The sequence below is a fragment of the Pseudoalteromonas sp. THAF3 genome, from assembly GCF_009363775.1.
In the GTDB taxonomy this organism is placed as follows: domain Bacteria; phylum Pseudomonadota; class Gammaproteobacteria; order Enterobacterales; family Alteromonadaceae; genus Pseudoalteromonas; species Pseudoalteromonas ruthenica.
In genome coordinates, this window is sequence record NZ_CP045419.1 from 489,000 (window position 1) to 501,533 (window position 12,534).

Below are 12,534 nucleotides of genomic sequence, written 5' to 3' on the forward strand. Positions count from 1 at the left end.
TTTTTATTAACGCTATTAGTTATTAACAATGGCGTTGTGATAGACATTTTGTACGTCATCACAATCTTCCAACATGTTCATAAACTTCTCAAAGTTGGCGATATCATCTTCGTCGGTGATTTCAATGTGTGTTTGTGGCACAAAGGTAATTTCGTCAACATCAAAGTTAATGCCTGCAAATGCTTCTGTAAGTGCTGTTTTCGCTTTGAAGTATTCGGTATGCGGGGCAAATACAGATACTTTGCCGTCTTCTACTTCGACATCTGTGACGTCAACATCAGCCATCATTAGCGCTTCTAACACTTCTTCGTCATCATCACCTTCGAAACCCAAAATGGCGAGGTGATCAAACATGTGCGCAACGCAACCTGGGTTGCCGATCTTGGAGTCGGTTTTGGTAAACGGTAAGCGTACGTCTTTAATGGTTCGATTAGGGTTATCAGTAAGGCAGTCTACAATAACCATGCAGTTACCTGGACCGTACCCTTCATAACGTGCCGCAGAGTAATCTTCACCCGCACCACCGGCTGCTTTTTCTATCGCCTTATCAATTACGTGAGCGGGTACTTGATCTTTTTTAGCTTTATCAATCAAACGGCGTAGAGAAAGGTTTGCATCTGGGTCAGCACCGCCATTTTTTGCAACGACGTAGATCTCTTTACCGTATTTTGAGTTTACTTTTGTTTTTGCCGCGGCTGTTTTCGCCATGGCGTTTTTACGAACTTCAAACGCTCTGCCCATTTTCAATCTCTCAAGTTTGAATTTATTTCCTCTCTGGATTTTAACAACTCGCAGCACATTGGGCTAGTGCCATGTTTACATAAAAGTGCCGCTTTGTTGGTCAAACTTTTTAAATGAGGATATTTAACATAACTTGGGAAGAGGGAAGGCAACTCACTGAAACAGCGAATGATATGATCAGCTTGATGTGCATAATCAGGAAGCGCTTGGGGCGCATATAAGCAAGCACGCATATTGGCGTTGCGCGCCGCTTCAATATCGTATTTATAGTCACCTACGTACACCAGCTCGGTTGGTGCCATTTGCCATCGTTCGGCAATGTGAAGCAGTGCACTGGGGTCCGGTTTTGCTGGAGCATCATCACGGGTCAAAATCAGCTCAATTGGCAAAGGGTTGCGTTTTACTTTGATGGCCGTTGCTTGCTGACAGTTACGGGTGACAATGGCCATCGGAATGTTGGCCTGGTGTAGCCTTTGCACTGCTGCCTTAACCTCTGGTAATAGTTGAGATTGCTGCGCATCGGCAAGTTCGTGGTCGAGTATCACTTGCTCTGCTCGTTGCCGCCCTTCGCTATCCAAGGTACTAATAAAGTCTAAAATATCGATATCAGCGTGGCAGTTGAGCTGTTCACGGATGCGAGCAAAATTCAGTATAGAGCTGAATAATGTGCCATCCATGTCAAAAATGACGCCATTAAGAGAGTGAGGCTTGCTGCTTGGCATTGTATTTCCTGTAAACTGTATGGTTGCAATGATACGACCTTGCACCGCTATAAGCGCAACCATAGCAGGAAAAAACGCGCACATCGACATCTTCCCTGATGTGCACGCTGGTTGGGGGAAGCGCTTAGAAGGTGACGCTATGCCACTGGTTCTGGCGTTCAAAGTACAAAGTTCGCACTTTGCCTTTGCCCTCTATATTGACCATATTAATTTGCGCAGGCCACAGTTCATGTAGTGCCCCGTGTGTCATTTTCAGGCCCTTTAGCGGCTGCTTTGGCATCGCTGTCTCTTGGTACACCCAAAAAAACTTACCATCCACTTCAAAGCCAACATTGCTCAACTGCAAAGGCTGATCGTTGGGGTCGGTTATCGCCACTTGTTCGGCTACATAGTCGGCAAATTTTTGTTGGTCATTTGCATGCTTTAACATATCAGCTTGATTGCCAAATAGGTCTTCGACGGCATGCTCTGTGTCATGAAGATAAAATCGATGCATCAGCTCAATATGTTCAGTGCGTTGATTGAATAGCACTGTGGTCACCGAATTTTTTAATTGGTGAGCCAAGCTGGCGCTGCTAAATAGCAGCACCGATAAAAGCACGATAATACGCATTATGGCTGTTGTTCCTCTTCGTTAGCCTCTTTGAGCTCGGTTTTAATATCGTGCATGATGTCGCGACTGACCTTGGCCTTGCTCTTCTTACGCTTGTAGGTCTCGATACGCGATTCCATGATACGTCGAGGGTAATAGTTATTAGACACATCTACATCTGCGGTTTCCCAGCCCGGGTCGACGGCTATACTGGCAATTTCTTTACCCTTGTCGGTCACTATCAGCTTTTCCACCTGTTTGGCATTACGGCGCCAGATTTCGGCTGGAATGTAACGTTGCTCTGTGGTGCCATCGGTGTAGCTAAGCTCGAGTAAAATGGGCATAACCAGGCCGCCCACGTTGCTAAATTGCATCACGTAATAGTTGTTGTCCTCGGCTACTGCTCTGTCTAGGGTGCGACGTTCCCAGGGATCTAGCTTGCTGAGCATCTTTTGGTAGGCATTACGATCTTTGTTGGTCACGGTGAAGCGATCGTTGCTGTCGTAAAAGTCGCGTACATCCGGGTTCTTATCTATCCACAAGTCACGGCCCTCACGCTTATTGCGCTCAACAAACAATGACGTCGGCTTATTTTTCTCAATCTCACGCAGGCGGTTAAAGTCGATATCTGGGTTCATGGTATCCAAACGCAGCTTGTATACCTTATCTAAAGCGATATCGACGTGATCGGTGCTATAGAACCAGCCTCGCCAAAACCAGTCTAGGTCGACACCTGAGGCTTCTTCCATGGTGCGGAAAAAGTCAGCGGGAGTGGGTCGTTTGTATTTCCAGCGGTTGGCATATTCTTTAAAGGCAAAGTCAAATAACTCGCGCCCTAAAATTACCTCGCGGAGAATATTAAGGGCCGCTGCTGGCTTAGTGTAGGCATTGGGCCCAAGGCGCAGCACACTGTCTGATTGTGTCATAATCGGCACTTGATGTTCAGATTTCATGTACTCGACAATATCGCGAGGCTCTACTCCCCAAGGAATATCTGGATCCCACTCGCGTCCAGCAACTCCGTCAAGGAAACTGTTTAATCCCTCATCCATCCAAGTCCATTGACGCTCATCTGAATTAACGATCATGGGGAAATAGATGTGCCCAATTTCGTGTATAACAACACCAATGAGAAAACGTTTCTCTGCTTGGGAGTAAGTGCGAGAGCCGTCATCGCGCAACTCCGTGCGTGGCCCGTTGAAGGTGATCATCGGGTACTCCATGCCGCCCACAGGACCATTTACTGACTGGGCGACCGGATATGGATAATCAAATGAATAGCGCGAGTACACCTCCATGGTATGGATCACCGCTTCGGTGGAGTATTTTTTCCACAGGTCGCCGCCCTCTTTTGGATAAAACGACATCGCCATCACTAGCGGTTGTTCGTCGCCACCTTGATGATAGCCTTTCGCATCCCACATAAATTTTCGTGATGATGCCCACGCAAAGTCGCGTACATTATCGGCCTTAAAACGCCAAGTCTTGGTCTCTTGTGTGGCTGATTTTTCGTTCTCTAAGGCCTCTTCTTCGGTCACGATAAAGACCGGACGCTCAGCATTTTTTGCTTGTTCTAAGCGTTGGCGCTGGGTGCGGTTAAGGACCGAGCCTGGGTTATCCAGGGTACCAGTCGCGGAGACAATATGATCTGCCGGCACGGTGATTTCAACATCATAATCACCGAACTCTAGGGTGAATTCGCCACGCCCTAAAAATGCCTTATTGGTCCATGCTTCATAATCGGTGTAAGCCGCCAAACGTGGAAACCACTGCGCTAACAAAAAGATGTCATTGCCGTCTTTTTCAAAGTGTTCATAGCCATTGCGAGCGCCCACGGCGTCTTCTTCAACAATATTAAACGCAAAGTCCATGCTCAATTCGGTACTTTGTCCAGGTCTCAGAGGCTGGTTTAAATCGACGCGCATAAGGGTGTCGACAACTGTGGCTTTGAGATCATCCCCGTCCTCATCTTTGATATTGCTGAGCACGAACCCCGGCTCATTGTCAGCGAGAAATTGCATGCGTCGCAGGGCCGACAAGCTCAGCTTACTGGGTTTACCTACAGGCTGAGCCTCAAGCCCAGACTTGAAGGTTTTACTGCGCTCAGCAATTGAGTCTGCCTTATATATATTTTGATCTAGCTGGAGCCACAAGTAACGCAGGGTGTGCGGAGAGTTATTGGTGTACTCGATACGCTGACTGGCACTCAAACGTCGTGCTTTTTCATCTAGGGTGACGTCTATATCGTAATCGACTTGCTGCTGCCAATAATTTTCCCCCGGGGCGCCAGCGGCACTTCGGTAGCTATTTGCAGTAGGCAAGGACTCGTCTAGTTGGCGGAACTTATCTTCGAAATTCCCCTTGGTTTGCATTACATTGGCCATCACCCCTTGGCTAATCAAAGTGAGCGCCCCAAGCAGAACTAAGGTTTTATTATTTTTATTCATCATAAACACAGTGTTTTTTGCTATTTGTGACACTGTTGCAAAAGTAGCCAAATGCTGCAACTGAGACGCGATGAAGTGCATACAAGCGCGACCAATCTAATGCTAAAAGTGGTATAAAAAATGCTGTAGCTATTATCTGTAAAGGGGGTTTCCAGTTTTTTTCGTGGGATTTTCCCATTAAAGGTTGCAATTGCATTTTAATTAATTTTAGAATCCCCCACTTTTTTAATTCGTGAACAATAAAAACAAGGATTATCAGCCTAACAAGTCGTGCTTTGACTGGGCTGAAACATAAAGTAAGCGATAGGAAGTTCACTCAATTCGCTCACATAGCAAGGTATAAAATTGGTGGTGCTATGGATTTTTATGTCCTCAAAAAGAAAGACGAGTTAATAGCCATTCCTGCAAATGAGCAGCATTGTAAACAATACTTAGACAATGGGTATTTTTACATTGATAAAGTGGCAGCATGTGATGAAAACACCGCAATTCGTCGTTTAAAAGCGAAATACCAGCGAAATATGCGTTTGCCTCTAACCGCATTAGCGATAGTAATACCGGTTATTATAGTTACTTGGTGGCAAGTAACACACTGACACAAGCACGCTTAAACGCGTGCTGTTCCATGCTATAGTGGGCGCAATAGCAAATAATTTAACGTACTGATGCGCTTACTCCACACCTCTGATTGGCACTTGGGTCAGCTTTTTTATGAGCATACTCGAGTGCAAGAACACCACGCCTTTCTAACCTGGCTTATTGGTGAATTAAATCGCCAAGCTGTTGACGTACTGTTGATTAGCGGCGATATCTATCACACTGCCACTCCGCCAACACAAGCGGAGAATCAGCTATATGAATTTGTTAAAGCGGCTAAGGCGGCCTGCCCTACCCTACATATAGTGATTATTGCCGGTAATCATGATAGTGCGAAACGCATTACCACAGCACAGCCATTACTGGCACAGTTTGACACTCATGTAGTCGGTCGCTTTGATTTTCAGCGCCCCGAGTTGAGTGTCATTAACATTACTTGTGGTGATCAGCACTGTGCGATTCTTGCCCTGCCCTATCTGCGTGCCAGTGATATCCCTGATGCACAAATGAGTTATGCTCAGGCGGTCAAAGAGGCCTACCAACTTATGCTTGAGCAATGTCAGCTTGAGGACGACTCCAATGTTATCGCCATGGGCCATCTACATGCTCGGGGTGCCACTGTCAGCGAGGACTCAGAGCGCGCTTTAGTCATTGGCGGTGAAGATGCCATCGGCGCTGATGTTTTTCCGCCCCAAGCCTGTTATGTTGCCCTCGGCCACTTGCATAAAGCGCAAAGTGTTAACGCTAAAGAATACATTCGTTACAGTGGCACGCCCTTCGCGATGTCGTTTTCGGAACGTCAATATCATCACCAAGTTTTGCTGTTAGAGGTACAAGATAATGCCTTGCAAAGTGTCAACCCCCTTTACATTCCTCGGCATCGGCAATTACACCTTGTTCCTGAGGCTACCCTACTGCCGCTAGCTCAAGTATGTGAGCAGATTCGGCAGTTACCCGGCCCTGATGATGAGCAAGGGTACATTCGCGTTCGCCTCTCGAGTAAAGAGCTTGCCACCGACTTTCGCGAGCAAATCGAGCATGCACTTCAAGGCAAAGATTTACTTTTTTGTGGCGTGGAACGGGTGCGCTCGCAACGGGAGAGTAAAAACGATGAACTTGAACTACAAGACTTATCGCAAGTAGAGCGCCTAGACGCTGCGCACTTATTGAGTGAAGCCGTCAACGAGCATGATGAGCTTGAAGATCACGATATTACCAACGAGGTTAAAGACTTGTTTGCGCAGTTAGTACAGGATGTTGAGCAGGAGGGGAATAATGAAGATTAATCGCCTACAAATCCATAATTTAGCCTCTTTGCTCGATGCCGATATCGACTTTAGCCGCCCTCCCCTGCGAGACGCTGGCTTGTTTGCCATAACTGGTGACACAGGGGCTGGAAAAAGCACTATATTGGATGCACTATGTTTAGGTTTATATGATAAAACCGCCCGGTTGAGCAATGAAAGCACACAAAAAGTAGACTTTAATGGTGACAATGTGCGCCTCAATGATCCGCGTCATCTATTGCGTCGTGGTACCGGTATAGGATGGGTCAAAGTTGATTTTATGGCCATCGATGGCGCCCATTACCGCGCCCTCTGGCAAGTGACCCGAGCACGTAAAAAACCAAACGGTAAATTACAAGCACCCACTCATGCACTGTACCTTATGCCGCAAGAGCAGTTGGTGAGTGATGGTAAACTTGAGACAAAAAAAACCATTGAGCGGTTAGTTGGACTTAATTTCGAGCAGTTCACGCGTGCGGTGATGCTAGCACAAAACGAGTTTTCTGCTTTTTTACGTGCGCAAGGCGATGAGCGTGCAGTATTGCTTGAGCGTTTAAGTGGTACACAAAAGTACTCTGTTGTAGGTCAACGCGTGTATTCTGGTTACAAAGCCAAGCTTAATGACGTCGAGGCATTTAAGGCTTCTATGGATGCGGTTGATATTCTTGATGAGCAACAATTACAGGAGCTTAACGAGCAGCAACATCAGTATATCGAGCAGCAGCAACAATGCCAAAAACGACGAGAACAGGTTGCTAAACACCTCCAATGGTTCGCAGCCGAGCAACAATTACAACATGAAATCGCTGACCTTCAACAGCGTATACAAACTACGAGTAACAGCCTAGAGCGATTAGAACCCAGGGTGAGAGAGGCTCAGCGAGTTAAGCAATGTTGGCAAATTGAAGATAACCTTACTTCCACAGCACGATTGCAACAGCGTTTGGCGCAACAGCAAACTCGGCAAGAAGAGCTAACACGCAGTGATGCTAAAAGTGTATGGCAACACGGCGAACAGCAGCAACAATTAGCACAACAACAGCTGCGCCATGCGCAACAGCAATATGCGCAGCGCAAAGAAAAACTCAATGCCGCCGTGGCACTGGATGTAAAAATTGCACAGAAGAAGGAGGTGCTCGCGGCAAAACGCTCTGAGTTCGAACAGACGAGCGCACAGCAGCTGCAATTGACGCAGCAAAGCCAAAACCTCGCTGCACAAGTGGATGAGAGTAATAGACGCCTTGATGAATACACGACGCAATTAGAATCACAACCTTGGCTCGCTGAGTTAGTAAAAAATTGGTCTCATTACCATCATCTTTGGCAGCGTATTAATAGTTATGATGCCACATATAAAGAAAAAAATGAGCAGTTACAGGCATCTAATAACGAGCTTTCAAAGCTTGATCAAAGCCTTGCTACACTCAATGAAGAAAACACCACATTCCAGCAGTCGATACAAGCACTTGAGCAGCAAATAGTAAGTTTACAGCCGCAGCCTGAAGCCTTTTCTGCAACTGAGCTTCAGCGTCAGTTAGGCACATGGCAACAGGCCTTGGAGCGTTTTCAACAATGGCATAGTAGTAACCGTCAGCTTGTAACTGTGCGTCATCAACAGCAATCTCTTCATGCAGAGCTTGAACAAAAGCAACAACAGCTGCATGAGGCTTCGCAACATCACTCAGTTTTAGAGCAGCAATTGTCGCATGCACGCCAGGCCTATGAGCAGGTTAAACTGCGTGCAAGCGAGCAGATCACGCATTTACGTACTCAGCTTAAAAGTGGTGAGCCTTGTATGGTGTGTGGTTCTGAACATCATCCTTTTGCTGAAAATGATGACAATAATCATGCTTTTGCTGCGTTATTAGCTGACTTTGAACAGGCTTACGCAACGGCCCAAAAAAATCTGGATCAGCATTATACTAAGCGGCATGTTTTGCAAACAGAGATCCAGTTAGCACAGCAACAAATTGATAATGTCAGCGCTACTGAGCAACAGCTGAAGTCGCAGCTACAACAATTAGCGCAGCAGCTAGAGCCCTTTATTCAAGGTAAACCCCTTGATGAGCTTAGCGATCAGGATTTTACTAAGCCTATCGCGGATATCCAACAGCAATACCAGCAGTTGGAACAGTTAGAGCAACAGTTAGTAAAATTACGATCTGAGTTAAAGGTTCAGCAACACAACAGCGGCGAATTGCAGGGGCAATTACAACGCGGTGAACAGCGACGTCAGCAACTGCAGCTACAAACGCAGCGTCTTGCTTACGAACTTGAAACTGAGCAGCAGCAATGCCAACAGAGCATCGCAGAGCTGCGAGAGCACTTCAGTGAAGCGCCATGGTGGCAAGATAGTCTTCATCAGCTAGCGAAACTTTGGCAGCAATTGGTTGAGCAAAAACAGCAATTTGAGCAGCTGCAAAATGAGTACGCCCGGGCCCAACAACAGACTACGCAGCTTAATCAGCAGCGAGATCAGATTTTTACTAAGCTAGAGTCACTGCAATCTCAGCAGCAAAAGCTGGCCGAGCAACTGCAAATGCAAGAGCAAGAGATCACTCATTTACTAACTGAGCGCAGTACTCTTATAGCTCACGGGCAAGATCCCAAAGCGCAACTAGAGGAGCTGGAAGAGTCCATCGAAAAGGCTCAGCAGACACTAGACACGCAGCAAGCAGCGTGTCAGCAACAGCAGCGCCGGTATGAGCAGGAGCAAAGTGAATACCAGCACTTAGTAAAAAATTGTTCCCAGTTACAACAAGACATTGAAGAGTTAAAAAAAGCCTTTGATGTCTGGTACCAGGACTACAGAGCCTTTGATGAGGCCTTAACAATTGAGCAGATCAAAAATTTACTAACTCAAGACAAACAACAAGTACAAGCGGTACTCACTGAGCACGCGACATTAGAGCAAACCCAAGTGCGTTTTCAGGCTCAGCTAGAACACAGTGAGAGTCGCTTACAACAGTTAGTAAAAAGCCGTCCGGACAAAAATTTAACAGAGCTTGAAGCGCAAAAGCGGCAATTGGATGAGCAGTTCGATGACAGTCAGCAAGCCTTAACCTTACTCGGTGCACGACTAGAAAATCATCGGCAAAACGCCGAACGCTTAGCCGAGCAAGGAGAGCAGTTGAAAGATCTACAACAGCAACTTGCTACTTGGACTACCTTAAACAGCGCACTAGGCGATGCCCAAGGGAAGCGATTGCGAAACTTAGTGCAAAGCCAAACTTTGGCTATATTGCTTGGTTACGCCAACCAACATTTACACGCCTTATCGAAGCGCTACCGTCTCACTCGTATTACGGGCACGCTCGATATAGCTATCATTGATCACGATATGGCTGATGAGCAACGCAGCGTGAATACCCTCTCCGGTGGTGAATCTTTTTTAGTGTCATTAGCTCTCGCCTTAGGGTTGGCGTCGCTATCGTCCAATAAGGTCAAAATTGAGTCCTTGTTTATTGATGAGGGGTTTGGCACATTGGACAGTGAAACATTGAGCATTGCTATGGATGCACTTGATAACCTGCAAGCGCAGGGCCGCAAAGTCGGGGTGATATCGCACATACCGCAACTTACTGAACGTGTCGCAACGCAGGTAAAGGTACGCAAACGTCCCGGCGGTTACTCTGTGGTGGAGTGTGAATAATCATTCTTAGTTCATGTGCTTGCGCTATGCTAATGAACACAGTCATCGCTGTAGTCGATATTAAATCAAGGAGGTATTATGCCTAGTTTTCAAGGTGAAGAAGCGACTAATTATGACGAGCGTATTAGCCGTCTAGTGCCCGGTTATGAGTTGTTGCATCAGCTCACACAAGCACAATGCCAAGCTCAGTTAAGCTCGTCGGCGTCCATTTTAGTCGTGGGTGCGGGCACAGGTAAAGAAGTGGTGGCGCTTGCCAAAGCAAACCCCAATATGCACTTTGTGGCTCAGGATATTTCCGCTGATATGCTGGCAATAGCTGAGCAGCGCTTTGATGAAGCGGGAATAAGCGCGCGGGTAACATGCCACTGTGGTGATATTGGCCAATTACAGCAACAATTTGACGGTGCGTTGTGCCTATTGGTATTACATTTCTTGGCAGATAATGGTGATAAAGCAGCGTTATTAAAGTCGATACGCCAGCAATTAGCGCCCCAAGCATGGTTGTGGCTCGCTGATTTAATGAAGCCTGAAACTCAGTTTGAACGTGATGCGCAGTTCATTGCTTGCCAACAATTAGGGTTAAGTGATGCGGGTGTCGAGCGTATGCGCCACAATCTAGAGCATGAGTTTTACCCACTGGATCGTATGCGTTTGGCTGAACTACTTGAACAGTGTGGTTATGGTATCGCCCGCTGCTACTTCAAAGCGCTAGGCTTTACTGGTTATGCAATACGTTGTCAGTCGTAGTGTGATGTAACTTTTTAAGGCGCTCAAGCTGTTTTTTCAGCGTGTTTAAACAAAACGGCTTAATGATGAAACCATCAACCTTAGCGCTAATCATATCAGTCACTACCTCTTTCTTATCTTCGCAGGTCACTACGATGACTGGAATATAACCCCAGTCATCGTGTTTACGAATAGTAAGAAATAAGTCTTTGCCATTGACCTTTGGCATGTTGAGGTCGGTCAGTACTAGATCAAACCGTGTTTTTTCCAATAACGACAGTGCCTGCTCACCATCGGTGGCCTCTACGATATCGTCGTAGTCCAGTTTACGCAGCATATTAATAAGTACATGGCGCATTAACGGCATATCATCAACGACTAATATCTTCACTTGGTATCTCGCCTACATGGTAACTTCTTACAGTGTAGTCAATTTTTATACTTTCGTGGTGTCGCCTAAGAACCATCCTATAAGTTGATATGGGTGTGGATGAGCTCACAAAGAATATCGATTTTGGCGTTATTGAGTTGTCGGTAATCAAAATAGGGGCACACGATAATACGTTGTGTGGGCGATATAGCGAACTCATCGTTAAGCCAGATCAGATTTATACCAAGTTGTTCATTTGCTGCGAGCTCTTTAGCATGAGTTTTTCCGGCAATAATATGTAGCGCTGCGTCAGGGTCGGTTACGTCAGGCTCGCTAAAGAGCAACGCCGTTTGTGAGTGGTTTTGCAGTAGTGTTTGATCTCTAAATTGTTGCCATGTGTCTACACTTTTTAAGGCCAAACAACTAGGAGCTAGTTGATATAGCCACTTTGCATAGACATTAAATACTTTTCGCCAACCGTTCCCTGCCTCTGCGTTTATTTGTGCTATCTGCCCTGCTTGCAATGGCAAGGTATCGCTTAAAGTTTGAAACTGAATCAGGTTTGGGCGGTTTTTTACATACACTCTGATTGCCGCATCGCTTTGCCCTAGGCCTATCGCTTTTATTGTCACCTAATACTACCTATCGCTTGAAGCACTTAGTAAAAAACTGATCTTAAGCAAGATAGTAAATTATTGCTATGATTTTTAAGCGGTTATAAGCTTTATCTCGTACAGAGGTCATTACTGTATTGTTCGGTTATACCCGATTAAAGACTATATTTACTTGGAGCTCATGCTATGCGCGCACAGATCATAATTTTACTAACAGTTGTATTAACTGCTTGTACTTCTGTACCTGACAAGGTGTCCCCAGTTAGCCCTTTTAATCTAGAGCGTTACATGGGCACATGGTATGAAATAGCCCGAATGCCCCACCCCTTTGAAGAAGGCTTAAGTCGCGTCACTGCGACGTATAGCCAGAATGATGATGGCAGCGTCAAGGTTATTAATCGCGGCTTTAACGCAGAAGAGCAACAATGGTCCCAAGCTGAAGGTAAAGCCAAGTTTGTTGGCGATACGAATACTGGTCATCTTAAAGTCTCTTTCTTCGGCCCTTTTTATTCCTCATATGTTGTGTTTGGATTAGACCAAGAAAACTATCAATATGCTTATGTAAGTGGTTATAACACCGACTATGCATGGTTACTCGCGCGTGAAAAAGAAGTTGATGAGCAGCGTTTAGAAGACTTTGAAGAGCAACTTAGATCAGCGGGGTTTGCGGTAGAAAATTTGATTGAGGTGCAGCAATAATATACCTGCGATAAGTTCGCTGCTAACTGATAATTCAGGTATAAAATGTAAAGGGGGTTTACAGATCAGTATTTTACCTACTTATTAG

Annotated in this window: 11 protein-coding genes; 5 read left to right on the forward strand and 6 right to left on the reverse strand. The window is 45.9% G+C overall.

From position 1 onward, the window contains the following. Positions 1–15 precede the first annotated feature (15 nt). The 4 genes from FIU82_RS17340 to FIU82_RS17355 form a co-directional block, all read right to left on the reverse strand. Entirely contained in the window at positions 16–741 is a 726-nt protein-coding gene (locus FIU82_RS17340) for a YebC/PmpR family DNA-binding transcriptional regulator (protein WP_152441742.1), read from the reverse strand. Between the two features lie 2 nt (positions 742–743). Then, on the reverse strand, positions 744–1,463 hold the full coding sequence (locus tag FIU82_RS17345; RefSeq protein ID WP_152441743.1) for an HAD family hydrolase: 720 nt from the start codon (positions 1,461–1,463) through the stop codon (positions 744–746). 124 nt (positions 1,464–1,587) lie between these two features. Then, entirely contained in the window at positions 1,588–2,076 is a 489-nt protein-coding gene (locus tag FIU82_RS17350) for a DUF6702 family protein (RefSeq protein WP_152441744.1), read from the reverse strand. Continuing rightward, entirely contained in the window at positions 2,076–4,502 is a 2,427-nt protein-coding gene (locus FIU82_RS17355) for a M1 family metallopeptidase (RefSeq protein WP_152441930.1), read from the reverse strand. Before FIU82_RS17355 ends, FIU82_RS17350 begins: the two co-directional genes overlap by 1 nt. Before the next feature lie 356 nt (positions 4,503–4,858). On the opposite strand from FIU82_RS17355, the gene FIU82_RS17360 reads away from it, so the two are divergent. The 4 genes from FIU82_RS17360 (at position 4,859) to FIU82_RS17375 (ending at position 10,784) form a co-directional block, all read left to right on the forward strand. Beyond that, positions 4,859–5,098: a hypothetical protein gene (locus tag FIU82_RS17360; protein WP_022943526.1), complete on the forward strand. Its 240-nt coding sequence runs from the start codon at positions 4,859–4,861 to the stop codon at positions 5,096–5,098. 69 nt (positions 5,099–5,167) lie between these two features. Then, complete coding sequence (locus FIU82_RS17365) at positions 5,168–6,385, forward strand: exonuclease SbcCD subunit D C-terminal domain-containing protein (RefSeq protein ID WP_152441745.1); 1,218 nt, start codon at positions 5,168–5,170, stop codon at positions 6,383–6,385. Continuing rightward, positions 6,375–10,037 (forward strand): AAA family ATPase, encoded by a 3,663-nt coding sequence (locus FIU82_RS17370; protein ID WP_172972753.1) that lies wholly within the window; start codon positions 6,375–6,377, stop codon positions 10,035–10,037. Before FIU82_RS17365 ends, FIU82_RS17370 begins: the two co-directional genes overlap by 11 nt. Before the next feature lie 78 nt (positions 10,038–10,115). After that, positions 10,116–10,784: a class I SAM-dependent methyltransferase gene (locus tag FIU82_RS17375; protein WP_152441747.1), complete on the forward strand. Its 669-nt coding sequence runs from the start codon at positions 10,116–10,118 to the stop codon at positions 10,782–10,784. Here FIU82_RS17375 and FIU82_RS17380 read toward each other — a convergent pair. Further along, complete coding sequence (locus FIU82_RS17380) at positions 10,753–11,154, reverse strand: response regulator (protein ID WP_138548215.1); 402 nt, start codon at positions 11,152–11,154, stop codon at positions 10,753–10,755. The two genes, FIU82_RS17375 and FIU82_RS17380, sit on opposite strands and share 32 nt — an antisense overlap. 77 nt (positions 11,155–11,231) lie before the next feature. Then, positions 11,232–11,765: a hypothetical protein gene (locus tag FIU82_RS17385; RefSeq protein WP_152441748.1), complete on the reverse strand. Its 534-nt coding sequence runs from the start codon at positions 11,763–11,765 to the stop codon at positions 11,232–11,234. A gap of 270 nt (positions 11,766–12,035) precedes the next feature. Here FIU82_RS17385 and FIU82_RS17390 point away from each other — a divergent pair, with 270 nt between their 5' ends. Beyond that, on the forward strand, positions 12,036–12,446 hold the full coding sequence (locus FIU82_RS17390) for a lipocalin family protein (RefSeq protein WP_367648281.1): 411 nt from the start codon (positions 12,036–12,038) through the stop codon (positions 12,444–12,446). Positions 12,447–12,534: the final 88 nt, after the last annotated feature.

What these genes read in the sequence shown, in the direction of transcription:
- FIU82_RS17375 (WP_152441747.1), top strand. Translation starts at nt 10,116, where the DNA reads ATGCCTAGTTTTCAAGGTGAAGAAGCGACTAATTATGACGAGCGTATT.
- FIU82_RS17370 (WP_172972753.1), top strand. Translation starts at nt 6,375, where the DNA reads ATGAAGATTAATCGCCTACAAATCCATAATTTAGCCTCTTTGCTCGAT.
- FIU82_RS17390 (WP_367648281.1), top strand. Translation starts at nt 12,036, where the DNA reads ATGGGCACATGGTATGAAATAGCCCGAATGCCCCACCCCTTTGAAGAA.
- FIU82_RS17355 (WP_152441930.1), bottom strand. Translation starts at nt 4,502, where the DNA reads ATGAATAAAAATAATAAAACCTTAGTTCTGCTTGGGGCGCTCACTTTG.
- FIU82_RS17350 (WP_152441744.1), bottom strand. Translation starts at nt 2,076, where the DNA reads ATGCGTATTATCGTGCTTTTATCGGTGCTGCTATTTAGCAGCGCCAGC.
- FIU82_RS17360 (WP_022943526.1), top strand. Translation starts at nt 4,859, where the DNA reads ATGGATTTTTATGTCCTCAAAAAGAAAGACGAGTTAATAGCCATTCCT.
- FIU82_RS17365 (WP_152441745.1), top strand. Translation starts at nt 5,168, where the DNA reads ATGCGCTTACTCCACACCTCTGATTGGCACTTGGGTCAGCTTTTTTAT.
- FIU82_RS17345 (WP_152441743.1), bottom strand. Translation starts at nt 1,463, where the DNA reads ATGCCAAGCAGCAAGCCTCACTCTCTTAATGGCGTCATTTTTGACATG.
- FIU82_RS17340 (WP_152441742.1), bottom strand. Translation starts at nt 741, where the DNA reads ATGGGCAGAGCGTTTGAAGTTCGTAAAAACGCCATGGCGAAAACAGCC.